This is a genomic window from Nocardia sp. NPDC057668, assembly GCF_042799795.1.
Taxonomy (GTDB): domain Bacteria; phylum Actinomycetota; class Actinomycetes; order Mycobacteriales; family Mycobacteriaceae; genus Nocardia.
Map to the genome: position 1 here is coordinate 200,773 of NZ_JBHVIC010000005.1, position 24,651 is coordinate 225,423.

Consider the following 24,651-nt stretch of genomic DNA (forward strand, 5'->3'; position numbering starts at 1 on the left):
GACACAGCCATCCCCGCGGTGACATTCGTTCGCTGTCAGCGGAAGTCGCGCGAGCGCGCCTCGATCCGCAGATCCATCCGCTGCACGTGATCGGCCACCACCGTGACCGCGCCCTCGGCGTTCTGCACCCGCCCCCGGATGAGCAGCGCCGGCGCGGTCTGCACGAGCCTGCGGTAGCGCGCCCACAGCCCGACCGAGCAGACCACGTTCACCATGCCGGTCTCGTCCTCCAGATTCAGGAAGGTGACCCCGGCCGCGGTGGCGGGCCGCTGCCGGTGCGTGACCGCCCCGCCGACCAGCACCCGGGTGCCGTCGCGCACGCCCAGCAGCTGATCGGCGGGCACCACGCCGAGCGCGTCGAGCCGTTCGCGCAGGAACTCGGTGGGATAGCTGCCGGGCGAGACCCCGGTGGCCCACACATCGGCCGCCGCCAACTCCAGCGCGCTCATCCCGGGCAGCGCGGGCGCGTCCACCGCCGCGCCCATGCCGGGCAGCCGATCGGGCCGCTCCCCCGCCGCCGCGCCCGCCGCCCACAGTGCCGCGCGCCGGGTGCCGCCGAGACTGCCGAGCGCGCCCGCGGTGGCCAGTGCCTCGGCCTGCGGAACGGTCAATTCCACTCGCCCGGTGAGGTTCCGGAACGAGGTGTACGGCCCGAATTCGCGTGCGGCCACGATCTGTTCGGCCAGCTCCGTGCCGATGGTGCGCACCGCGCCCAGCCCGAGCCGCACCTGGGTACCGCCCGCGGCCAGCGTCGCCTCGGCGAGGCTGTGATTGATGTCGGGCCCGTGCACCACCACCCCGTGCCGGCGCGCGTCGGCCACCAGCGACTGCGGCGAATAGAACCCCATGGGCTGCGCGCGCAGCAGCCCCGCGCAGAAAGCCGCCGGATGATGCAGCTTGAACCACGACGAATAGAACACCAGCGAGGCGAAACTCTGCGAATGGCTCTCCGGGAAACCGAAATTCGCGAAGGCGTAGACCTTCTCGTAGATCCGGTCCGCGACCTCGCCGGTGATGCCGTGCAGCTCGTGCATGCCGGTGTAGAACCGCTCGCGCAGCCGCTCCATCTTCTCCGGCGACCGCTTGGACCCCATGGCACGGCGCAGCTGATCCGCTTCGGCGGCGGTGAAACCGGCGATGTCCACCGCCATCTGCATGAGCTGTTCCTGGAACAGCGGAATACCCAGGGTGCGCTCGAGCGAATTCTCCAGCGCCGCATGGTCGTAGGTGACCTTCTCCCGGCCGTTGCGCCGCCGGATGTAGGGATGCACCGATCCGCCCTGGATCGGCCCCGGCCGGATCAGCGCCACCTCCACCACCAGGTCGTAGAAATTGCGCGGCTTCAGCCGCGGCAGGGTCGCCATCTGCGCCCGCGATTCCACCTGAAACACCCCGACCGAGTCGGCGCGGCACAGCATGTCGTACACGGCGGCCTCGCCGAGGTCGAGCTGATGCAGCTCCACGGTCTCGCCCTTGTGCTCGCGCACCAGGTCGATCATGTAGTGCAGCGCGGACAGCATGCCGAGCCCGAGCAGATCGAATTTCACCAAACCCGCTGCGGCGCAGTCGTCCTTGTCCCATTGCAGAACGCTGCGCCCGGCCATGCGCGCCCATTCGGTGGGGCAGACATCGGCGATGGGGCGATCGCAGATCACCATGCCGCCGGAGTGAATGCCCAAATGCCTGGGCAGTCCTTCCAATTCACCGGCCAGCCCGAGCACGTCCGCCGGAATATCGGTGTGCTCTTCCTTCGCCACCCCGCTCCAGCGGCTCACCTGTTTGCTCCACGCGTCCTGCTGCCCGGGCGAGAATCCCAGCGCGCGTGCGGCATCGCGCACCGCCGACCGCCCGCGATAGGTGATCACGTTGGCCACCTGCGCGGCGTATTCGCGCCCGTACTTGGCGTAGACGTGCTGAATAGCCTCCTCGCGCCGATCGGATTCGATGTCGACGTCGATATCGGGCGGCCCGTCCCGCTCAGGCGCGAGGAACCGTTCGAAGAGCAGCTTGTTGGCGACCGGATCGACATTGGTGATGCCGATGGCGTAGCAGACGGCCGAGTTCGCCGCCGAACCCCGGCCCTGGCACAGGATGTCGTTGGTGTGGCAGAAGTCCACGATGTCGTGCACCACCAGGAAGTACCCCGGGAACTTCAGCTCGGTGATGACCCGCAGTTCGTGTTCGAGCTGCTCGTACGCCTTCGGATTGCCCGCGCGCGGACCGTACCGCCGGGCCGCGCCGCGCATGGTCAGCTCGCGCAGCCACGAGTTCTCGTCGTGCCCGGGCGGCACGTCGAACGGCGGCAGCTGCGGGGCGATCAGCCGCAGATCGAAGGCGCATTCGCGGGCCAGCGCAACGGCATTGGCGACCGCGCGCGGGCACCGGGCGAACAACCGTGTCATCTCGGTGCCAGAGCGCAGGTGCGCGCCGCCGGTGGGCGCGAGCCAGCCCGCCATCTCGTCCAGGCTGGAGCGGGCGCGAATGGCGGCCAGCGCCATGGCCCGGCGCCGGTGCGGCGGGGCGGCGAAATGCGCTCCGGTGGTGGCGAGTACGGGCAGCCCCAGGCGATCGGCGAGGGCGATGAGCCGGGCGTTGCGCTCGTCGTCCTCGGGAATGCCGTGGTGGGTGAGCTCGACGCTGACGTGCTCGCGGCCGAATCTTTCGACCAGTTCCCGCAATTCGGCTTCGGCGGCGGCGTCGCTCTGCTGGAGCGCCTGGCGCACGGTGCCCTTGCGGCAGCCGGTGAGGATGTGCCAGTGCCCGCCCGCGGCTTCGGTGAGCCGGTCCAGGTCGTAGCGCAGGATGCCCTTCTCCCCCGCCGCCATGTGCGCGGTCGCCATTTCCCGGGACAGCCGGCGATAGCCCTCCTGCCCGCGCGCGAGCACCAGCAGGTGCGGTCCGGCCGGATCGGGCGCGCCGGTGCGCGGGGCGGAGTCGCCGCTGTCCTCCTCGGCGCGCCCGCGTCCCCGGCGGGTGCCGCGCGGGGCCAGGTGCGCGCCCGCGCGGGCGGCGGTGCCCAGGGACAGTTCCGCGCCGAAGACCGTCGGCATGCCCCATTCGCGGGCGGCCTCGGCGAAGCGCACCACCCCGTAGAACCCGTCGTGATCGGTGAGCGCGAGCGCCTCGAGGCCCAGGCGCACCGCTTCCTCGACCAGTTCCTCGGGCTGGCTCGCGCCGTCCAGGAAGCTGTAGGCGGAGTGGGTGTGCAGTTCGGCGTAGGGCACGCCCGGTCCGGCGGCACGGGCCAGTGCGCCCGGTTCGTACTTCTCGCGTTTGCGGGACCAGGCCGGGCTGTCGCCGCCGTCGCCCTCGATCTCGCGGGCCGGGGCGGGGCGGCCGGAGAGCACGCGTTCGAGTTCCGACCAGGTCGGCGGACCGTTGTGCCAGCCCACGGTCCCTCCTCTGCCTCGATCTTGCTCGAGTGTCGAACATACATTCGATCTTCCGAAGCATTGCAGGAGACCCAACCGAACGGTCTGTAATCACTCGATTCGGCGTGTCCGGACCGGTCCGGAAACTCTCACGACGCCACCCTGGCCACGGAACTTACTTTGGAGTAAGTTCGAGGCAAATCGATTCCTCGAGGGAGCAGCGATGAGCGATACCTCCGCCGCCAACGGCAACGGCTACCTGGCCCGCCGGCGTGCCGGTCGCGATCTGACCGGCAAGCACGTCGTGATCACCGGCGCCTCGTCCGGCATCGGGCGCTCGGCCGCCCTGGCCGTGGCCGAGAAGGGCGCGGTGGTCCTGCTGCTCGCCCGCCGCGAGGACGAACTCGAGGCCGTGGTCGCGGAGATCCGGGCGGCCGGCGGGCAGGCGCACGGGTACCAGTGCGACGTCACCGATCCCGAATCCGCGGACCGCGCGGTCACCCTGCTGCTGGCCGCGCACGGCCACGTGGACATGCTGGTCAACAATGCCGGGCGCTCGATTCGCCGGGCCGTGCACCGCTCCACCGATCGCATGCACGATTTCGAGCGGACCATGGCGGTGAACTACTTCGGCGCGGTGCGCATGACCCTGGCCCTGCTGCCGCAGATGCGCGAGCGCAAGTCCGGCCACATCGTGAACATCTCCAGCGCGGGCGTGCAGGTCGCCTCGCCGCGCTTCGCGGCCTACCTGGCCAGCAAGGCCGCCCTGGACAAGTTCGCCGAGGTGACCGCGATCGAAATGCTCTCGGACAACGTCACTTTCACCACGATCCACATGCCCCTGGTCCGCACCCCCATGATCGCCCCCAGCGGCGATCAGGGCTCCCCCGTCCAGTCCCCGGAATGGGCGGCCGCCCTCATCGTGCGCGCCCTGAGCGAACGCCCCCGCCGGATCGACGTCCCCCTCGGCACCCTGGCCGAGTACGGCCAGATGTTCGCCCCCGGCATCAAGGAACGGGTCCTGCACCGCTACTACCGCTCGATCGGCGACTCCCCCGCCGCCAAGGGCGAGGTGGTGGAGGAACCCGAAACCGAGGACGCGGAAATCGTTGTCCCCCAACGCCACCGCCGCACCCCGCCCACCGTGGTCCGGGTGACCGGCACCGCCCTGCGCAAGGCGGCCCGCCTGGTCCCCGGCACCTACTGGTAAACCGCCGCCGAGCTGTCCGGCAGTCGCCGGTCCCGAGCAGCAGCCGTCCCGGCCCGGCGACGGCAATCGCCATCACGGAGACGACGACGGCAAGGTATTCGCGCGCTCACGCGGTGCTCGGTGTACGAAACCACCGCCGGATCGGCCGCCGTCGGCACTCGGCCGCGACGACTCAGTTCTGGTCCAGGGCCAGGGAGTTCAGCTCGCCGCGGGAGACCACGCCGAGTTTCGGGTACGCCTTGTAGAGATGGTGCCCCACGGTGCGGGGGCTCAGGAACAGTTGGGCGGCTATGTCACGGTTGCTCAGGCCCTGGGCGGCCAGGCGGACTATCTGGAGCTCCTGGGGAGTGAGGGTGGCGAGCACGCCGGTGGCGGTGCGGGCGGCCGTCCCGACGCCGAGCGCGCCGAGTTCGGTGGTGGCACGGCCGGCCCAGGGGGCGGCGCCGAGCCGCTCGAAAGTCTCCAGGGCAGAGGTCAATTGGGTCCGGGCGTCGACCTTGCGACGGTTGCGGCGGAGCCATTCCCCGTACAGCAGTTGGGTTCGGGCCTGTTCGAAGGGGCGGCCGCCGAGGTCGAGCGCGGTTCGGTAGTGCTGCTCGGCGGCAGCGTCCGGGCCGGCCAGGGCACGGGCGCGGGCGGCCAGCGCCGCCACCCACGGCTGCCGCGAGACCTCCGCCCACCGGTCCAGGCGGTCGAGAGCGTCGCCCGCGCGGGCCGGATCACCCAGTCGCACGGCGGCTTCGATGAGATCGGGCAGGCAGCGCAGGCCGATCACCATGTGCCGCGCGGGTTCCCGGGTCAGCGATTCGAACCGGGCCAGCGCGCTGTCCACCCGGCCGAGACCGAGCTCGAGCAGGCCGAGGGCCGCGCGCGCCCAGGCCGCGCCCGGGGCGTCCGCGCCGCCGAACCGCTCGGCCATCGATTCCTCGGCGGCGGCGCGGCATTCGTCCTCGCGCCCGTCGAGCGCGGCCAGATAGGCGAGCATCGCCGTGTGCTGGCCGACCCAGTGTTCCTGCCTGGTGTCGCGCGCGATGCGGGCGCCTTCGGTGGCGATCACCAGGGCTTCGCGCGGGCGGCCCAGGAACGACTCGGCTTCGGCGCGGAAGAACAGCAGGGTGGGCAGCGGTCCGATCCGCCCCTCCTCGCGGCAGGCCGCGATCAGTTCCCCGGCCAGTTCGGCCACCTGCTCGTCCTGCCCGACCACCAGCCCCACCCCGGACAGCTGCACCAGGTCGCTCACGTCCGCACCGGTGGCGCGGGCCCGTTCGGCCGTGGCGCGCAGGTCGGCGTGAAATCGGCCGTGCACCCCGTCCAGCACGTAGGCGGTGGTGTAGGACAGCGAATCATCCTCGGGTAGTGACAGTTTCGCGAGGCGCTCGGTGACCTCGCGCAGCTCGCCGTCCCCCAGGTACCAGGCGGTGTGCACGGCGACCATGAGCATGCGCGCCGCCGCCAGCGGCTGCGTGTGCGCCGCGTCCGCCGCGGCGACCAGTCGGCGATGGGCGGAAAGCTGTTTGCCCGCACCGAATTCCGCGCGCCCCCGGATGAGGTCCAGCCGGGCCGCCAGCGCCGGATCGGCGGTCTGCGCCGCCGCCCGCCCCGCCAGCCGATCGGCCAGCTCGTAAAGGCCGGTCTCACCGGCGGTTTCGGCGGCCAGCACCAGCCGGTTCACCTTCGCCACCGGATCGGCGCTCAGCGCGGCCGCGCGTTCGTAGGCCGCCACCGCACCGTGATACCCGGTGCGCGCACGCGCGCGATCGGCGGTGGCCGCCAGCTCCCCGGCGATGTCCTCGTCCGGTCCGGTGGCGGCCGAAGCCCGATGCCAGGCCCGCAGATCCGCGTCCTCGGGCCGGTCCAGCGCCGCGGCCAGCGCACCGTGCGCGGCGAGCCGCTGGGCCAGCGGCGCACCCTGGTAGACGGCCGAACGCAGGAGCGGATGTCGGAAGTCCAGGGTGCGGCCGTCGGTGTAGACCAGGCCGTCCTCCTCGGCGGGCTGCAGGTCGGCGAGCCCCGCACCCAGGCTCGCGGCCGCCCGCAGCAGCGGATCGAGTTCGCTCGACCCGGCCGCGGCGGCCAGCAGCAACAGGGTGCGCGTCGCGGCGGGCAGCCTGCTGACGCGGCCGTGGAAGGCGACCTGCAGACGCTGGCCCAGCGGCAGCGGATTCGGCCCGGCCCCCGCCGATTCGGCGGCCAGCACGGCGGGCAGTTCGCGCAGCGCGAGCGGATTGCCGCCCGCCTCGCTCAGCAGCCGGTAGCGCAGCGCGGGCGGCAGGTCCGGGTCGGCCGCGTCCACCAGGGCGGCCGCCGCGTCCTGCCGCAGCGCTCGCACCTCGAGTTCCGGCAGACCCGGCGCCGGGAAATCCGCGGCGCCCGCACGCGTCGCGAACACCACCGCGATCCCCTCGGCCTCCAGGCGGCGTGCGACGAACAGCAGGGTGTCCGCGGTCGCCCGATCGAGCCAGTGCGCGTCGTCGATCAGGACCAGCAGCGGCCCGTCCGCGGCTTCCTCGGCCAGCAGCGTGAGCACCGCGAGCCCGATGAGCAGCTGGTCACCGGCCTGCTGCTCACCCAGGCCGAACGCGCCGAGCAGGGCCGCCCGCTGCCGTTCGGGCAGGGTCCGCACCAGTTCCATGCCCGGGCGCAGCAGCAGATGCAGTCCGGCGAACGGCAATTCGGCCTCGGATTCGATGCCCGCGCCGCGCACGCACGTAATACCCTGCGCGGCCGCGTAATCCAGCAGCGCCGTCTTGCCGATGCCGGCCTCGCCGCGCAACACCAGGACCCCGCTGCGACCGGCCCGCGCCGCGTCGAGCAATTCATCGATGCGGAGCTGTTCTGCCTGGCGTCCGTGGAGCATCCGTCCACCGTATCGGGGCAGGTGGCGGCCACCCGAGCAAAGGTCGGACTAATCGGACATTCGCGGTCGCGCCGTAGGGGTCCGCCGACCTAGGTAATCGACCGCGAAAAGTACCTATGGATGACTGATTCGGGCGACCCCGCCCCCGCCATACCTTTGTTCCAGAGCGCGACACAGCGCAGAGACAACAAGGGAGACAGCAATGAACGACCTGGTCAGCCGCTACCTGGAGATCTGGAACACCACCGACGCCGCCGCCCGCGCGGCCGCCATCGGCGGACTGTTCACCGAGCAGGTGCGCTACGTCGATCCGCTCATGGACGTCACCGGCCACGGCGCCCTGGACGCCGGCATCGCCGCCGTGCAGGCCCAGTTCCCCGGCATGGTGTTCCGCCTGGCGGGCCCGGTGGACGGCCACCACGAGCAGGTGCGCTTCACCTGGGAGCTGGGCCCGGCCGACGGTCCCGCCCTGGTCGTCGGATTCGACGTCGCCACCCTCGAGCACGGCCGCATCAACGGCGTCTACGGCTTCCTGGACAAGGTCCCCGCCGCCATCTAGTTCGCCCCCTCGCACGACGAAAACCCGCATCGAGAAAGAAGTTCCATCATGACCACCGCCGTCACCCCCACCTACCTGTCCACCCTGCTCGCCCGCGGCGACAAGCTGCTGCGCACCTCGCTCCGGCTGGACGCCGTGGTCACCGGCGCGAACGGCCTGGCCTACCTCGCCCTGGCGGTGCCGCTGGAATCGCTGCTCGGCCTGGATCGTTCGCACAGCCTCGCCATCGGCGCGTTCCTCACCCTGTTCGGCCTGGCGGTCGCGGCGACCAGCGCGACCCGGTCGATCAATATGACCGCCGCCCGCACGGTCATGGCGCTGAACGCGGTCTGGGTCGTGGTCAGCCTCGCCACCGCGATCGAGGGCACCCTGGATCTCAACGTCGCGGGGACCGTCTGGACCCTCATGCAGGCCGTGACGGTCGGCGCCTTCGCCGCCCTGCAGTACCTGGGTCTGCGCAAAGCCCGGTGACCCCGGGTTGCGGACAGCGCCGGAGGCGCACCCGGCGCGGTGACCCGAAAATCCGTGCACACCGGCGAAAACATATACACGCCAACGACGATGGTCCCGGCCGAGCGGCCGGGACCATCGTCGTGCTGTCCGCCCGGCCCGCTAGGTCTGGCTCAGGAAGTTGGCGATATAGGTGCTCGCCATCTCCGGCAACCCGTTGTTCTGCCGCTCCGTCGCGGTGATCACGTCGTAATGCCGGTATCCCGGAATGAGTTTGGCGTTGGCCGGGAGCAGCCCGGCATAGCCCGCGTTCTGCAGTGGCGAATCACCCGCGAGGAGGGTCAGATTGCGCACCCCGGCCGGGGTGCTCTGCCAGCGATCACCGTGCAGCAGGAAGCTCAGGATGCCGCCGTCGCGATTCTGCAGCTGCTTCAGTTCACCGTCGCGGCCCAGGCCCATGGCGAAGACGGTGTCGGTGATGATCCGCAGCGGGGTGTACTGCTCGAAGAAGTCCGTCGGCTGCCAGCCCGGATTCATCGCGTGCGCGAACTCCCGGATATCGGTGACCTCGTGGTCACGATCGGTGAAGTTGCCGCGTGCCGGGTCGATGCCGTCGATGGTCGCGAACGGCACCTGATCGTAGTTCTTCCAGCCGCACAGCCGGTTGCGATCGGCCGGGGTGTAGTTCTGGCCGTAACCGACGCGCATCGGGATGACGAACAGGGTCGGGCCCAGAACCGGCACGGACGCAAGGCCGTTGGGCACCGGGTAGGTCTTGCTCGCGGTCTGGCAGTCGTAGAAGCCGAGCCCGGCCTGCATGACGTATTCGGCGGAGTTCTGATCGAACATCATGCCCAGCATCGAGGTGTTGGTGAGCTGGTAGTCGCGCGGCAGGTTCTGGCCGGTGAACAGATCCAGGTAATCCCTGCCGTACATCAGGCGCATCCACGGTTCGGTCCGCAGATCCGCGGGGACCAGCGACTTCAGATCACTGACCGCGTCCGGCTGCTGATCGGCGGCCATGGCGGCCAGCTGGTAGGCGTTCATCAGCTCACTGGCCGCGACCACCGGCAGCTGCGCCACGCTCAGGCCGTTCTTCAGCAGGAAGTCGACACCGTTCTTGAGCACCCCGCCCACCGCGGACATCAGCATGTCCAGTGGCGGAACACCTTCGAAGCCCGCCGGATCGGTCATGGCGAAACCGTCCACCGGCACCGCGCCGCCCGCGCACAGGCTGTAGCCCGCGTCGTCGACGGTGGCCGGATTCCGGTCGAAATCCCAGGCCAGCATGGGCCCGACGAGGAACGCGCCGAGCGAGTGCCCGCCGCACGAGCTCTTGCGCCGATCGGCCGCGTCCGGCAGCAGATGCTCGATGACCACCCGCCAGTCGTCCATGGTCAGCGCCAGGCCGTACTCGCCGAGGTAGTTCAGATCCTGCGGTGTCTGATAGCGGTAGGTCTTCCCGTCCACCGGCTTGCCGCCGAAGTAGTAGTCCGCCGCGACGCGGTAGTCCCCCGCCCGCTGCGCGGCCGCCCAGCCGGTGTGGTCCTCGGCGCAGTTGGAGCGCCGGTCCAGCGCGATGTACTCGACGAACTTCCCGTTCGCGGCGGCCTTGCGAACCACCTGCGGCGCCTGCGGATTCAGGTTCGCCGCACCGGAGAAGGTGCCGGGCTGCATGGACAGCACCGCGTCCGCATCGCTCGTCTTCTCCGGTCCCTTCGTGGACCGGTACCGCACGAAGGAGATCCAGTCGCACGCCTCGGGATGAGCCATGGTCGAGTACGGACTCGGATAGTGCAGTCGCACATAGGTCGCCTCGACATCGTCGCCGAGCCCTGTATCACCGGTGATGGTGGTGACCGTGGAATCGTCCGCACCGCCGAGCGCCACGGGCTGGGCCGCGGAGATCGGCACGGTCAATCCGGTGACGACCAGTAATGCGCTGACGGCCAGGGGAATTCCCATGGACAGCCCGAGCCTGATCCGCCTGGTGAGCGACATCGCCCCCCGCTTTCGGTTCGCAGTGATGGTGGGTTCGCCTGTCATCGCAGGCTTTTCACGAATTCGGCCAGGGTCTGCGCGCTGGCGTCGGGCTTGCCGTCGTTCTGCACGCGGGCCGCGCCGATGGTGTCCACGTGGCTGTAACCGGGCAGGGTGACCACCTGCGCCGTGGGCGGCGGCGGGACCACCACGCCGGCGCCCTGCTGCACGAAACCGTCACCGGCGTAGGCGATGTACATGGGCTTGGTGCGCGCCATGTTGGCGTACCGCAGGTTGGTCATGTCGCCGCCGCGCGCGCCGCCGTAGCCCGCGCCGATATCGAGGAAGATCCGGGACGGGAAGTAGGTTTCCCAGTACGCGTAGGGTCCGCCGGTGCCGAGTTGCCGTGCCGCGTCACGGATATCGGAGGACTCGTGGTTCGGGGCGGTGTACGGAACCCCGCGCACGTCGTCGTAGTTCCGCCAGGTGTAGAGCGCGGTCCGATCGGTCGGCCGCACCCGCGTCTGCGGGCCGGCGACGGCGCGCAGGAAGCCGCCCATGAGCGGAATCTGGGTAACCGAACCAGGAATCGGGAAGACCTTCTCGGTCACCGGCCCGCCGTCCAGCGCGCCGACACCCTGGTGGAACATGGCAAAATTGCCCGAGTTGTTGTCGATGAACAGACCGAGCAGGGCCTCGTTGGTGAATCGGAAGTCGCGAATGTTCCCCGAGCCGTCCGCGCCGTTGGTGGCGAAGCCCGCCACCGATCCGGAGAACATGTAGTCGAGGCTGAGCTCGAGATCCGGATCGCGCGGAAGATGCGCCAGCAGTTGGCTTTCCGCCTTCGGATCCAGGTGCGCGGCCAGCCCGGCCAGGCGGTAGATCATGAAGGTGCGCGCGCCGATGACCGGCACCGAGGTCAGCGAACGCGGCAGCACCCCGACGTTGGCAACGGCCTTCACCACGTCATTGACCGGTCCGACAATGGCATCGGTGACGTCGCTGAAGAACGGGGTGTTCTGGATGGCCACCGGATCGGAGGTGATCATCGTGTCCTGCGCGGCGAAAGCGGCGCACTGGTTGTAGCCCGCGTCGGCGGTGGTCGCCGGATTGCCGTCGAAATCCCAGTCCGAGAAGAATCCGGTGACGAGGCCGCCCAGGGAGATTCCGGTGCACACGTACTTCTGCCGGCGCACAGCCTGATCCGGGATCTCGAACAGCATCATCTCGTACTGGTCGCGAATGATGCGTTCCATGCCCATGGCATCGAGCACCGCGAGATCGTGTGATTCCTTGAAACCGCCGAAGACCTGACCGTCGATCGGCTTGCGATTGAAGTAGTAGTCGACCGCGTCGAGATAGTTGCCGGTGCGCAGCGCGTAGTCGAAGCCGAAGGTCTCGTCGAGGCAGGCGCTGCGCCGCGCCAGCGCCCAGAACTCGACGTGCTGTCCCAGTGCGCGCGCGGCGGCGACGGTATTGGCCGCGACGCTGTCGTTGTTGACCGCGCCGCCGATGGCGCCGGGCTGCTGGACGATCACGTTGTCGGCGTCCCCGGAATCGGCGGGCCCGTCCGCCGAGCGGTAGCGCAGATACCCGGCGCGATCGCAGGCCGCCGGGTGCGGCGCGGCGTTCGCGGGCAGCGGCAGTGCGTAACTGACCTGGGAGACGACGACCCCGTCGCGCGTTTCGAGCACACGCTCCTGACGGTCGACGGCACCGCTGACCGGGATCGGCTCCTGCGCCGTGGCGACGAACGCGGGCGACACCGCGCTCACCACCGCCGCGGTGACAGCCAGCGCGGCCGCGCGCCGCGCGTTCCCCCGGGCCGGACGACCCCGGCGGGTACTGACAACCGATGCCACGATCGGCCTCCTTCGCATGTGTCCCAGATGGAACGACAAGGCACGGTGCAACCGCTGACCTCGACGTCCGGCCCAGCACACCACCCGCGTTACCCAGGTCACCATTGGCAGATGCGAGAAATTTTCGATTGGCAGCAGTGCAAGTGCTCAACCGTCTGAGACATGACCTGGTCAGGCCACCGACAAGCATCGGTGAGGCCCCGCCGCATACCGGTCCACCGCCGCTCCCGGGCGACGACCGGTGCGTTCAGGCGATCCGGCGGACCTCGTCCACCACCGGGCCGGTCACCGGCTTCGGCCCGGCGCCGCAACTGGCCTGCCGTGGAGCGTAGGAGACGGTGCGGGTGGTGACCAGCCAGGCGCGGCCGTCCTGGTGCGTGACCGTGGCCGCGCCCGCGAAAGTGGCTGGGTCACCCGAGAATTCGACCCCCTCGGGAGCCGGGCTCACCCGCAGTTGAGCAGCCACGCTCGCGGCGAGTTCGGCCGACCGCGCACCGAGATCGAGCCGCGGCGCGTCGTCGCCGGGCAGCAGCGCCGCATCGACATCGGCGGCGGACGCCGACGCGTCGTCCGCGAGGCGTTGTAGCACAGCCACTTCCGCCGCCTGCTCCACCGGGGAGTAGCAACTGCGCCCGCGCAACCCGGGCAGCGAGATCTCACCTCGATCGGCGGCCGCGAGCATCGCGGCGGCCGAATCCCCGTCCAGGCGACCGTAGGTCAAGCCGGTGGGGAGCAGCACCACCGCGGGCGCGAAGCGGTGGCCGCCGGTGTGCGAGCACTCCCAGACCCGGCCGGGGTAGGACGCGGCCAGACCCGCAGCGATGGGGCGGCCCAGACGAGCGCAACACTGATCGCGTTTCCCGTGCGCGCAGACCAGCACCAGCGGATCATCAACGGCCGCGCCGATTCCCGGCGGCGGGCCGTTCACCAGGCCCAGGTCCAGATCGAAGAGCTGCTTCAGATCGGTGATCTCGAACCGCTCGCACCAGGAACCCTCGGGGCGGGAGCTCGCAAGCAGAACCGTTCGCACACCGGTGAATTCATGGCGACCCGGCCGCCGGATGAGAGTCGGTCGCACCCGCGCGGCCTTGGTGCGCGCGGCGAGTTCGGCGGTGATCTCCGGACCGAGTACCTCGTCGCCGATGACATCGCGGCCCCACGCGCCGGGCTGTTCGACGCACAGCCAGCCGGTGACGCGGGTGGCCGTGCCGGGCAGCGGCACCTCCAGGGCAGCGGTCGAACAGGGCAGGCCCTCGAACCGGTTCGGCGAACTCGCGGGCGGGCGCGATAGGTCCCCGGGCGAACTCACAGCGGCTGCCCGGCGGCGAGCTTGCGGATGAGTTGTTCGAGCCTGCGTGCGCGGGTCTCCGGGCGCACCGCGCTGCCCAGGTGATAGCCGACGGTGACGCGGGCCTGGGCGGGCAGGGTGTCGAAGAAGGCCGCCGCCTCCGGGTTGGCGTCGAGGGCGGCCTGGAAATCCTGCGGCAGGTCGCCCTCGCGGCCGTACGCGGTGTCCCAGCGCCCGTCCGCCCTGGCGCGGTCGATCTCGGCCTGCCCGGCGGGGTGCATGAGCCCCTGCTCGATCAGTTCGCCGGCGATCCCCACATTGCGCTGCGACCACGGGCTGCGCCGGCGGCGCGGGGTGAAACCGCGCAGATGGAAGTCCGTGTCGTCCGCGCGCCGGGCCTGCCCGTCGATCCAGCCGAAGCACAGGGCCTGCCGCAACGCGCCGTCGTAGTCGAGGGAGAGGTGCCCCGTCCCCTTCTTCGCGAATTTCACCCAGATGCCGTCGACCGCGGCGTGGTTGGCCGCCAGCCACTCCCGGAACGACCGCTCATCGGGAAAGAACAGCGTAGGACGCTCGAGTGCGGACACCGGTTCACTGTAGATACCGGCCGGGGCGGTCCGTCGAGTACCCGACGGTATGGGAACGGTGGAAGGGGCCGCGCTCAGTGCCCGAGGAACGGCAGCACGGCCGACTCGAACTCCGCGTACCGATCGCGATGGATGCTGTGCCCGCAGGACAGCGCCCGCACCGTGAAATCGGGCACCGCCGCGCGCATGAGCTCGAGCTTCGCGAGATCCACCATGCCGCCCGGCCCGCCCCGCAGGAACAGGGTGGGCGCGCTGATCCCCGCCAGCCCCTCCCACCATTCCGGATAGGGCTTGCGGAACTGTTCCAGCGCCGTGCCCGTCATGGACCGGTCGAAGGCGAGCACCGCGCGCGGATGCCGGATCGCGCTGCTGGTCGCATGCCACAGCTCCGGAATCGACGGCAGTCGCCGCGTGAAGGTCACCTGCTCGTCACCCGACCGCAGCGGCAGCGGCTGTTCCTCGATCACCAAGCGCCGCACCAGCTCCGGGCGTTCCATGGCGACCCAGGACACCGCGTAGCCGCCGAGCGAATGGCCGACCAGATCGACCCGCTCCACCCCGAGCCGCTCCACCAGCCGCAGCACGTCCGCACCGAACTCCGGGAACAGATACGAGCCCGCGTGCGCGCTCCGCCCGTGCCCGCGCAGATCCGGAATGATCACGCGCCGCCCGCGGCGCGCCAGCTGCCCGGCGAACCTGTCCCAGGTGTGCCCGTCCCCACCCATCCCGTGCACCAGCACGACCGGCACGGAGCCGGTGTTCCCCGCGGCCCCCGAATCCCGATAGGCGATCGACACGTCACCCGCCATGACCCTGCTGATCGTCTCCACGAGAAACCAGCGTACGGATCGCTCCCGGACGCCCGCCGCCGGTTGTGGCAAGTACCACCTGGTCCAGGAGGTACCGATGGCCGGACCGAGGCGGCTGCCACTCGTCCGGGGCGCTGTCACCGGGCAGCCGGGTGTTCGAGGGGACTCGCTCAGGGCGTCAACACGAGACGGCCGCGCAGACCGCGCGCGCCGAGCCGATCGTGCGCCTCGGCGGCTCGTTCCAGGGGCAGCGTCCCGGCCACCCGCAGGGTGAGGCGCGCGGCGGCCAACCCCGCCAGCGCGGGACCGTCGGCGCTGATCCACTGCCGGTGAACGGTGATGCCGCGCAAGGGAATAGGAGGGTCCCCACCCATCACGGTGACGAAAGCACCGCGGGTGCGGACCGCCGCCATGGCGCGGATCCCACCGCCGGAGGTGTCCAGGGCCGCGTCGACGCCGCCGGGCACGAGCCCCCGTACCCGTTCCGCCAGATCGGGGGTCGCGCGGTCGATGAACCACTCCGCGCCCAGCCCGCGCACGAACGGCTCGTCCGCCGCGTCGGCGTACGCGGCCACGCGCAGACCGCGGCGCACCGCCAGCTCGACGGCGAAGCCGCCGACAGCGCCCGCCGCGCCGGTCACGAGCAGCGTGCCACCGGGTGCGAGGCCGAGCAGGTCCAGAGACTGCAGGGCGGTCAGCCCGTTCAGCGGCAGGGTGGCCGCGGCGACGGCCGGAACGCCGGCCGGCGCGGGCGCCACCGCACTCGCGTCCAGGGCGATGTAGTCGGCGTACGCGCCCGCCGCTGTATCGAGCAGATCGCGCAGCCCGATCACGCGCTCTCCCACCGCGAACCCGCGCGTCCCCGGGCCGAGCCGCTCGACCACACCGGCCACGTCCCAGCCGATGCCGGTGATCGCCCGGGGCGCCATCAGTCCCGCCGCCGCCAGCGCGCCCGACCGGGTCGCCACGTCGACCGGATTGACGGTGGCCGCTTCCACACTGATCAGAACCTGTCCGGGACCGGGCTCCGGAACCGCCGCCTCGATGAGCTCGAGGACATCGGCGTCCCCGTAGCCGCGGGCGATCACCGCGCGCATCACCTTGTTCGTCGTCATGTGCACCAGTTTCAGAGTGCTACTCTCCGAAAGGAAGTGGGCACTTTCGGGTGCGTAGGGAACCGTGAGGAGCGCCTGTGCCGACCCGCACCGCCGCGCAGCAGCGCGCTGACGCCGGCGTCGCCTACGACGCCTATCTGGCCGAATGCCCGGCCCGCCACCTGCTGGACCGGATCGCGGACAAATGGGTGAGCCTGGCGATCACCGCGCTGGCCGACGGCCCGCAGCGCTACGGCGAGCTGCGCCGCCGCCTGGCCAGCGTCAGCCAGAAGATGCTCACCCAGACCCTGCGCAACCTCGAACGCGACGGCCTGGTCACGCGCACGGTGACCGCCGCGGTCCCGGTCCGCGTCGACTATGAACTGACCGACCTTGGCCGCTCACTGCTACCGGTGATGCACGCGATCAAGTCCTGGGCCGAACACCACATGGACGAGGTCCACACCGCCCGCACCCGGTACGACACCGATCGGCCCTGATCGCCGCGGCATCGCATCCTGCCGCGCTGCGATGGTGCCGCTCGCCGACCCGGACCCACGCCGGACAGGTCGCCGCACGCTCACGCGCCCGGTCGCCGCGGGCTGGTACGCCGGCGACGACCCGTGAGATTCGGTGTACGACACCCCGCAGCGGCCGGCACCCGGCGCCCGCCGCTTCGATCCTTCCCCGGTGTGGCCGGCCTGGATCGGGCAGCTGCCCACGCTGGGACGCGGCGGTTACCGGCTTCGATCGCGCGCTGCCCCGGGCCGACATCTCTCCTGCGTTTCTCTCGCGCACAATCTCTTTCGCGTCCGCAGCACGCCGCCCGGACACCGCGCCGGAGTCACTCGTACAGCCCTTCCACGTGCCAGACCCCGTCGTAGCCGAGCAGGAGCAGAGCCCGCTTGTCCTCGTCGAGCAGGACCTGGGCGCGGGCCGCGGGCGGGTGGTCGGGGTGGTGGACCCACCAGCGGTCGTCCAGGGGCCACGGCCCGGCCCAGCCGGTGAGGGACCAGGTGCGGCTGCCCCAGTGCAGGACGGCGGGATCGGCGGTGAACAGGCCGCGGTCGGTCACCCAGACGGGGGCGCCGTCCGCGGACTCCAGGCGGATCTCGGGGCGGGTCGCCCAGACCACGGTGGGCGCGGGTTCGGGCAGGCGGCCGGGCCAGGGTTGCGCCGGATCGGCGGCGGGGACGGGTTCGTCACCCAGGTTGACCATGGTGATGCGCTCGCCGGGGCCGCGACCACCGCTGAGCACGCCCATGCGGACGGCGTCCCCGCCGAGCAGACCCTGCACGCGGATCAGGGCGCGGCGCGCGCGCTCCTCGTCCTCGCCGACCCCGCCCCACAGCCCGAGCTGCAACGCTCCGGCGGCGACCACCTCGATGGGCTCCAGGCGCAACAGCACGATCGGGTCGGGCGTCTCGTCCCAGATCTCGGCGTCGTCGATCGGGAACGCCGTCGATCCGGCGGCCGATGCCGGCGCTGTTCCCTCGGCAGGCAACGACACCCGGCCGTTGCCCGAAGAGCGCGCCGGCCGTTTCCGTGAAGAGGGCCGGCCCGGAGCCGAGGTCGCTGCCGCCGCGTTCTGCGCGGCCGCCCGCTCCGCGCGCAGCCGCCGCGCGCGATCCAGGGTGCGGCGGGTGAGCCAGCCGTCCAACTGCCAGCGCACACGGTCGGCGGTGCTGTCCGGGGTGAGGGGTTCGGCGCAGCGCCAGATGCGGGAAAGCTGTTCGCCGGACTCGGTTTCCGCGTAGATGGACAGCCGGGTGCAGGCCGAGGACGCGGCGGCGAGCGCCTCGTGCAGACGGGTCGCGAGCAGGCGGCCCGCGAAGGCGGCGGCGTCGATCCGTTCGATCGGCGGCTCACAGCGGTAGTCCACGGTCAGGTCGGGCGCGGGGGTCTGGGCCGACGGCGGGCGCTCGGGTTCCGCACGCGCACAACGATGCGCCGTGATGGCATCGCGGCCGAAGCGCGAGGACACCTCCACGGGCGTGAGCGCGGCGAAATCACCGATCCTGCGCAAACCCAGGCGGTGCAGCAGATCCACCAGCTCGGCGCGTTCGGGCGCGGCCAGCGCGGGTTCCACCGACAGCTCCGAGACCGGCAGCGGCGCAAGGAATTCCGCACCCCCGCCCACGGGCACGATCACACCCCGGCGCGCGGCCAGCACCGCCGTGGACAGCTCGTCGGCGATGCCGATCTGACATTCCGCCCCGGCCGCCGCCACCGCGTCCACGAGCCGCTCGGCCGCCGCCTCCTCCGAACCGAAGAACCGCGCCGCACCGCGCGCAGCCAGAATCAGCAGCCCCGGCCGCAGCACCTCCACACCCGGCACCGTCGCGTCCACGGCCGCCACCACCGTCTCGAACAGCCGCGCGTCCCGATCCGGATCATCCTGTGCCACCAGCAGATCCGGGCAGCGGCCCTGCGCCTCGCGCCGGCGCAGCCCGCGCCGGATCCCCTCGGACCGCGCCACCGCCGAGCACGCGACGACCCGGTTCGCGGCGAACACCGCCACCGCCCGCGTCACCGGCGCACCGGCTTCGGCCGCCGCGGCGACCGCGGGCCAGTCCTGGCACCACACCGCCAGGACTCGCGACCGCCGCGCCGTCACGGTCGGCGCCGCTCGGGCGGGACGTATCCGGTGATACGAAAAGCCGCGCACCGCAGCACGATCGGGACCGACCGGTCCGACCGTGCCGTGTCGAGGCCGCTATACCGCGGCACGACCCACGCCACCGTCAGGAAACGGCATGCCGGACCACACTCGGGGTCGCGGCATCCGGCGCGCCGGATGCCGTATCGCTCACCGGATTCGTATCCACCCACTCCACGCGCCCGTTGCTCGGGCACAGGGCCAGATACCCCTGCCGGGCCCGATCCGAACGCCCGTGCACCGAGACGTTCAGCCGCACCGTGCGCAGTCGCCCGCACCCGCGCCCCAGCCCGCCGTAGCCGGCGACGTGGGTGTCGATGCGCAGCGCCGGACCCGCCCACGATCCGCCCGTCACCACCAGCGTGGACCCCTTGCTCCGCGCCCGCGCGGCGAGCACCCGGGTGCGCGAGATGGGCACCGACGCCCCGTTCAGCCCGAGAACCACCAAATCGAGGCCATCCAGCAAAACAGAAGCAACCTCCAGCGGGTCGGATCCGGGATCGGTGACGACGGCCAAACGGTCCAGTCGCGCACCCATTTCGGCCGCCGCCAGCAAGCCGAGCCGCGGCAACCCGACCACCGCGGCATGGCCGCCGGACCCGGTGACCGCGGCCAGCAAACCCGAAAGCAGCGAACTCGCGCCCGTATAGGCGACCACCGAACCCTTGGCCAAACCGCCTTCGGGCAAAAGACTTTCGAGCGCGGACGGCACCGGCAGCGCTTCCCGCCGCACCTGTTCGGCCAGCCGCCGCGCACCTTCGCCCCCGCCGCCCGCGGGCGCCGCCACCGGCGTCGCCACCGCCGCGACCAGCCGCCCGTTCCCGGCGGGCGCCGAAAAACCCACCGCCAACTGTGGCGATTCACCCCGCACCGGCATCCGCGCCGCCGCACCCGCACCGCGCGCCGGAATGGCCGCCATCCGTCGCCGCAGCTCCGCCAGCTGCGCCTGCTTCGCGTCCTCCGCCGAATCCATCTAACGACCACCTCTCCCAACGATGGGGGACCCATAACTCCCGGGAGCTCGCACGAAACCGCGCTCCCGAACCACCACGGGTCCGAGCCGGATAGTCAGCACCGATTCAGCAACCAAGAATACTCGAACATACGTTCTATTCATGCACAGTAGAACTCGAGCCCCGACGCGCGTCAAGAGGACAGTGGCGCAAACCTCGAGCGCGAGGGTGCCGCAAACCACGAGTTTCGAACCAGGCCAGTCAGGATGGTTTTCCGCTACCCTGCACCCGTGACCGAACGCCCCCGTCCCATCGTCGGCCCCGACTACCTGGTCGCCGGCCGCTACCGTCTCCAGTCGAAGCTCGGCGGCGGTGGTATGGGCGCCGTGTGGCTGGCGACCGACCGCCTGCTGCACCGCGATGTGGCCATCAAACAGGTGCTCACGACCTCCGGCCTCGACGAGGACGAGGCCCGCGAGGTACGCCAGCGCATCATGCACGAGGGCCGGGTGGCCGCCAAGCTCTCGCACGAGCACGCCATCGCCGTGTACGACGTCGTCCTCGAGGCCGGCGAACCCTGGCTGATCATGGAGTACCTGCCCTCGCGCAGCGTCGCCAAGGCGCTCTCGCTCGCGGACACCCTCTCCCCCATCGAGGTCGCGCAGATCGGGGCGCAGGTCGCCGACGCGCTGGCCGCCGCGCACGCCGCGGGCATCGTGCACCGCGACATCAAGCCCGGCAACATCCTGGTCGCCGATCGCGGTGACGAGGTCGGCATGGTCAAGCTCAGCGACTTCGGCATCTCCAGCGGCGCGGGCGACGCCGAGGACGTCGGCGACGTCATCACCGGCACCCCCGCCTATCTGCCGCCGGAGGTGGCGCGCGGCATCCAGCCCAGTGCGGCCAGCGACGTATTCTCGCTCGGCGCAACGCTGTACACCGCGATCGAGGGTCAGCCGCCCTACGGTTTCGACGACGACAGCGGGGTGATCGTGGAGCGCGCCGCCATGGCGCAGATCATTCCGCCCACCCGCAGCGGCCCGCTCACCAGCGTGCTGCTGCACATGATGGAGCCCGCACCGCAGCGCCGGCCCACCATGACCGAGGCTCGCAACGAAATCCTCACCGCCGCTTTCGGTCCCGGCACCGCGCCCTACATCCTCGGCGCGCCCGTGCGCACCGAGGACGGCACCATCCCGGCCTGGGCGGCCCGCAATTCCGCCGCCGGCCTGCGCAGCCCGAACTCCACCCCGCTGCCGCGCCCGCAGCGCCAGCAGGCCGCCGCGCCCGCGGCCGCACCGCAACAGCAGTCGAAGGGTTTCGATCTGGCCAAGTTCGGCCCCAACGCGGGCCCGCTCGCGGTGGCGGTCGGCCTGCTCATCGGCCTCCTGATCATCATCGTGATCCTGGTGGCGCTGTAGGACTGTCGCGTTGCGAATTTCAATCGATGCGGCGGCGGTGCGCCCAGCGCGTCAGCGCATTGCGGTTGGACTGCTGCGTTTTTCGCAGCACGTTCGAGGCGTGGGTCTCCACCGTCTTCACCGAGATGAACAGGGACTCGGCTATCTCGCGGTAGGTGTAGCCGCGCGCGAGCAGGCGCAGCACCTCCAGTTCGCGCGGGGTCAGCGAATCGAGCTCGGGATCCAGCGGCGGCTCGGGCACCGGTGATTTGCCGGTGAACGAATCCAGGACGAACCCGGCCAGGCGCGGACTGAACACCGCGTCCCCGCCCGCCACCCGGCGAATGCCGTCGGCCAGTTCCGGCCCCGAAATGGTCTTGGTGACATAGCCACGGGCGCCCGCGCGGATCACCGCGATCACATCCTCGGCCGCGTCGGAAACACTGAGCGCCAAGCACACCGGGCCCGCCTCCACCCCCGCCAGCACCGCGACGCCACCGCCGTCGGGCATGTGCACATCGAGCAGCACCACATCGGGCGTGGTCGCCTTGATCCCGGCGATGGCCTCCGCCACCCCGCCGGCCTCGCCGATCACCTCCATATCGGATTCCCGGCTCAGCTCGGCCCGCACCCCGGACCGGAACACGGCGTGATCGTCGACCAGAAAAACCCGGACACTCACCGATATCTCCTCTGTATTTTCTGCCTCCGCTTCGCTGCGGCGGGTTCGCGGCCCCTTTGGCCCGATTCTTCCCTCCCTCCGCTCCTCCGCTTCGCTCCCCCGCTCCACTCAGTCCAGAACCGGGCGGGCTCCGTCTGATCTGCCTCCGCTCCGCTCCGGCTGTTCGCTGCCCCTTCGGCCCGGTTCTTCCCTCCCTCCGCTCCTCCGCTTCGCTCCCCCGCTCCACTCAGTCCAGAACCGGGCGGGCCGCGAACACGGCGGTTACATCCTTCACCAGATCAGGCACTTCCACCGGGTCCATCATCATTTTCTTCGGACGTGCTCTCGGGGGGTTGCACCACCACGATCCGTTCGTCCGCACCGTCCTTGCGCGGCATGATGATTCGGACCTCGGTCCCGCGCCCGGGCGCGGACACGATCTCCACGTGCCCACCGCGCCTTTCGATCCGGGCGCGAATGGAGCGGGTCAGCCCGTGCCGGTCGGCCTCGACCGCGTCCACGTCGAAACCCTTACCGCGATCGCGCACGAACACGCTGACCTGATGCGGTTCGGCCTCGGCGAACAGGTCGATGGCGGGCACCTCCGCGTGTTTGGCGGCGTTCACCAGGGCCTCGCGGGCCGCGCCCAGCACGGCGGTGAAGTTCTCCTTGGGCAGGCCGACCCCGCTGTCGTCCACGTCCATGGACACATCGCCGACGGTCACCGGCGTGACCTTCACCCCGTGCTGATCCTCCACCTCGCCCGCGATGGTGCGCAGCGCCGCGGCCAGACTCGACTGCGCCGGGCCGGTGTCGTCGAACAGCCACTTGCGCAGTTCGCGTTCCTGGCTGCGCGCCAGCCGCACCACCTCCTGCGGATCCCCGGCCTGCCGCTGGATCAGGGCCAGGGTCTGCAGCACCGAATCGTGCAGGTGCGAGGCGATCTCCTCGCGCTCCTCGTTGCGAATGCGCGCCGCGCGTTCATCATTGAGCGCGCGCACCATACGCAGCCACAGCGGCACCGTGAGCAGCCCGGCCCCGACCAGGGTGACCGCCACCGCCAGCAGCGCCGACCCCAGCGAACTCAGATTGATGCGGGCCAGCACCACCACGCCGAGCCCGACCACGATGAGCGTCGCACCGCCGACGATGCGCGCCCAGGTGATCACCGTCGGCGAGGCGGGCAGGCCGATGACCGACCGCGGTCCCTCGGCGTCGAATTCGCGCCACACCAGCGCCGCGCCGATGGCGACCGCCAGGATCGGGCCGATCACCTGGGCGGCCGTGCCGTTGAGCACCCAGGCCATGGCCACCGCGAGCGACAGGCCCAGCAGCGCGAGCCCGATCGCCTGCCGCCGTTCCGCGGGCGTGGGCGGAGTTTCGTCCGTGCCGCCCGGGGTGAAGATCCACAGCAGCCCGTAGACCACCACCCCGGCCCCGGCCAGCGCGGACAGCAGCACGAAGGCCATCCGCACCTTGAACACGTCGACCTCGAGATGGTCGGCGAGCCCGCCCGCCACCCCGCCGACAACCCGGCCCCCGGATCGCCGCAGCAGCCGCGGCGCGTACACGCCCGGACGCGGGGTCTCCGCCAACCCGCGGGCAGGGTCGAACAGGGGTGCGGACGGATACATGCTTTGATCCTGGCACGGCATGCCGACGCCCGGCATCGGGAAACACCCCGATTCCATCCCTGAGGATGATCATCCGCAAGTCGCGAACGGTGAACCGGATCGGCGGTCACACGCGGGGGCCGGCGGGATCGCCGACGACCCGCCCGTATCCCCGCGGGCTTCCCGTGTTCCGGACCCGCACCCCGCCACGCTGGGCCGATGGCCGCCGAACCCGCGACCGCAGGCGAGCCATCCCGGGCTCGGATCGGCGACCCACGACACCTCCGGCAACGGATCCGGCCGGCAGGGGGCGACAGAACACCCGATGCCGCAGGCGATCCCGCCCGCAGGCAACAGCCGCACCGGCACCCGCACCCCCAACACCACGCCTAGACCCCCGCGGTGGCGCGTCCCCGCATCCCCTTGCCCGCGCGCACCCGCCGAAGAGTGTTGCGCCAGGCCACTTTCGTCGCCGCGACCGCCTCCGAGCCGATGTCCCGGGGCGCGAGCATGCGCTTACCGACCGTGGCGACCCGCGCCTTGGTCTTGCCCGACGCCTTGTCGAAATGCCCGGAATCGAACGGCGGCTGCGGGTCGTATTCGATAGCCAGCTGAATCGCCTCGGCGGTCTCGCGGCCATCGATCTCCGCGGCCAGCCACAGTGCGAAGTCGATGCCCGCCGAGACCCCCGCCGCGGTGACGACCTTCCCCTCGCGCACGATCCGATCGCTGCCGCGCGGGGTGACGCCCAGCGTGCGCAGCATCGGCAGCACCGACCAGTGACTGGTCGCGGACAGCCCGTCCAGCACCCCGGCCGCGGCCAGGATCACCGAACCGCTGCACACCGAGGTGGTCCAGCTGCTGGTGGCGTGCACCTGCCGCAGCCAGGCCAGCAGCTTCTCGTCGGCGGCGGTGTTCATGGTGGCCGCCGCCGAGCCCCCGATCAGCACCACATCCGGTGCGGGCGTCTCCTCGAACGAATGCGTCGCGCCCAGCACCAGGACACCGCTGTCGGTGACGATCGGACCGGGTTCGTGCCAGACGAACCGGATCTCGGTGTCGTCGAGCGCCCGCAGGATTTCATACGGCCCGACCACATCCAGGGCGGTCATCCCCGGGTAGAGAACGATGGCGATCTGCACGGTGCTTCCTATCTCTCGGTCTTACCGGCCACCCCTCCATGGTCCGATCGCCACGACCTTGGCGTCCAGGACACAAGTATTGCGATTCCAGCCAGGTCTGTTCGGCTCGATATGCAATACCCGTGTCGTTGACGCCATACGCGCGGCGCGGGCACC

The 24,651-nt window shown here is 71.0% G+C and carries 18 protein-coding genes; 5 read left to right on the forward strand and 13 right to left on the reverse strand.

The features are described from left to right. Positions 1 to 35: 35 nt before the first annotated feature. A complete protein-coding gene (locus ACFVBH_RS28540) occupies positions 36 to 3,392 on the reverse strand; it encodes an error-prone DNA polymerase (RefSeq protein WP_379006189.1) in 3,357 nt (1,118 codons plus the stop codon). Positions 3,393 to 3,594: 202 nt separating this feature from the next. Here ACFVBH_RS28540 and ACFVBH_RS28545 point away from each other — a divergent pair, with 202 nt between their 5' ends. Then, positions 3,595 to 4,581, forward strand: a complete 987-nt coding sequence (locus ACFVBH_RS28545) for an SDR family NAD(P)-dependent oxidoreductase (protein WP_379006191.1) — start codon at positions 3,595 to 3,597, stop codon at positions 4,579 to 4,581. 172 nt (positions 4,582 to 4,753) lie between these two features. Here ACFVBH_RS28545 and ACFVBH_RS28550 read toward each other — a convergent pair whose 3' ends face one another. Beyond that, entirely contained in the window at positions 4,754 to 7,438 is a 2,685-nt protein-coding gene (locus ACFVBH_RS28550; protein ID WP_379006194.1) for an AAA family ATPase, read from the reverse strand. Positions 7,439 to 7,640: 202 nt separating this feature from the next. On the opposite strand from ACFVBH_RS28550, the gene ACFVBH_RS28555 reads away from it, so the two are divergent. Continuing rightward, positions 7,641 to 7,997, forward strand: a complete 357-nt coding sequence (locus ACFVBH_RS28555; RefSeq protein ID WP_379006197.1) for a nuclear transport factor 2 family protein — start codon at positions 7,641 to 7,643, stop codon at positions 7,995 to 7,997. A gap of 48 nt (positions 7,998 to 8,045) precedes the next feature. Next, positions 8,046 to 8,468, forward strand: a complete 423-nt coding sequence (locus ACFVBH_RS28560) for a hypothetical protein (protein ID WP_354988788.1) — start codon at positions 8,046 to 8,048, stop codon at positions 8,466 to 8,468. 141 nt (positions 8,469 to 8,609) lie between these two features. Here ACFVBH_RS28560 and ACFVBH_RS28565 read toward each other — a convergent pair whose 3' ends face one another. The 6 genes from ACFVBH_RS28565 to ACFVBH_RS28590 all read right to left on the reverse strand — a co-directional run bounded on the left by ACFVBH_RS28565 (position 8,610) and on the right by ACFVBH_RS28590 (position 16,088). After that, entirely contained in the window at positions 8,610 to 10,448 is a 1,839-nt protein-coding gene (locus ACFVBH_RS28565; protein WP_379006200.1) for a hypothetical protein, read from the reverse strand. A gap of 41 nt (positions 10,449 to 10,489) precedes the next feature. Beyond that, positions 10,490 to 12,289 carry a hypothetical protein gene (locus ACFVBH_RS28570; protein ID WP_379006203.1) on the reverse strand — a complete coding sequence of 600 codons (1,800 nt, stop codon included), beginning with the start codon at positions 12,287 to 12,289 and terminating at the stop codon, positions 10,490 to 10,492. Between the two features lie 247 nt (positions 12,290 to 12,536). Further along, positions 12,537 to 13,598 carry a sucrase ferredoxin gene (locus ACFVBH_RS28575; protein WP_379006205.1) on the reverse strand — a complete coding sequence of 354 codons (1,062 nt, stop codon included), beginning with the start codon at positions 13,596 to 13,598 and terminating at the stop codon, positions 12,537 to 12,539. Then, positions 13,595 to 14,164 carry a YdeI/OmpD-associated family protein gene (locus ACFVBH_RS28580; protein WP_354988784.1) on the reverse strand — a complete coding sequence of 190 codons (570 nt, stop codon included), beginning with the start codon at positions 14,162 to 14,164 and terminating at the stop codon, positions 13,595 to 13,597. The genes ACFVBH_RS28575 and ACFVBH_RS28580 overlap by 4 nt, the downstream gene beginning before the upstream one ends. Before the next feature lie 74 nt (positions 14,165 to 14,238). Further along, complete coding sequence (locus ACFVBH_RS28585) at positions 14,239 to 14,973, reverse strand: alpha/beta fold hydrolase (RefSeq protein ID WP_379006932.1); 735 nt, start codon at positions 14,971 to 14,973, stop codon at positions 14,239 to 14,241. A 170-nt stretch (positions 14,974 to 15,143) separates the two neighbouring features. Next, entirely contained in the window at positions 15,144 to 16,088 is a 945-nt protein-coding gene (locus ACFVBH_RS28590; protein ID WP_379006209.1) for an NADP-dependent oxidoreductase, read from the reverse strand. 77 nt (positions 16,089 to 16,165) lie between these two features. Between ACFVBH_RS28590 and ACFVBH_RS28595 the strand changes: the two genes are divergently transcribed. Continuing rightward, the gene (locus tag ACFVBH_RS28595) at positions 16,166 to 16,567 is read left to right on the forward strand and encodes a winged helix-turn-helix transcriptional regulator (protein WP_379006212.1); all 402 of its coding nucleotides are present in this window, start codon (positions 16,166 to 16,168) and stop codon (positions 16,565 to 16,567) included. Positions 16,568 to 16,911: 344 nt separating this feature from the next. On the opposite strand, the gene ACFVBH_RS28600 is transcribed toward ACFVBH_RS28595, so the two are convergent. Together ACFVBH_RS28600 and ACFVBH_RS28605 are read right to left on the reverse strand one after the other, a co-directional pair. Beyond that, complete coding sequence (locus ACFVBH_RS28600; protein ID WP_379006214.1) at positions 16,912 to 18,684, reverse strand: DNA polymerase Y family protein; 1,773 nt, start codon at positions 18,682 to 18,684, stop codon at positions 16,912 to 16,914. A gap of 127 nt (positions 18,685 to 18,811) precedes the next feature. Beyond that, positions 18,812 to 19,699: a hypothetical protein gene (locus ACFVBH_RS28605; RefSeq protein WP_379006217.1), complete on the reverse strand. Its 888-nt coding sequence runs from the start codon at positions 19,697 to 19,699 to the stop codon at positions 18,812 to 18,814. 246 nt (positions 19,700 to 19,945) lie between these two features. Here ACFVBH_RS28605 and ACFVBH_RS28610 point away from each other — a divergent pair, with 246 nt between their 5' ends. Continuing rightward, positions 19,946 to 21,100 carry a serine/threonine-protein kinase gene (locus ACFVBH_RS28610; RefSeq protein ID WP_379006220.1) on the forward strand — a complete coding sequence of 385 codons (1,155 nt, stop codon included), beginning with the start codon at positions 19,946 to 19,948 and terminating at the stop codon, positions 21,098 to 21,100. Between the two features lie 19 nt (positions 21,101 to 21,119). Here ACFVBH_RS28610 and ACFVBH_RS28615 read toward each other — a convergent pair whose 3' ends face one another. The 3 genes from ACFVBH_RS28615 to ACFVBH_RS28625 form a co-directional block, all read right to left on the reverse strand. After that, positions 21,120 to 21,761 (reverse strand): response regulator, encoded by a 642-nt coding sequence (locus tag ACFVBH_RS28615; protein WP_379006223.1) that lies wholly within the window; start codon positions 21,759 to 21,761, stop codon positions 21,120 to 21,122. Between the two features lie 278 nt (positions 21,762 to 22,039). Continuing rightward, positions 22,040 to 23,374, reverse strand: a complete 1,335-nt coding sequence (locus ACFVBH_RS28620) for a PspC domain-containing protein (protein ID WP_379006225.1) — start codon at positions 23,372 to 23,374, stop codon at positions 22,040 to 22,042. A 368-nt stretch (positions 23,375 to 23,742) separates the two neighbouring features. Then, positions 23,743 to 24,495, reverse strand: coding sequence for a DJ-1/PfpI family protein (locus ACFVBH_RS28625; RefSeq protein WP_354988777.1), 753 nt, complete (start codon positions 24,493 to 24,495; stop codon positions 23,743 to 23,745). Between the last annotated feature and the right edge of the window lie 156 nt (positions 24,496 to 24,651).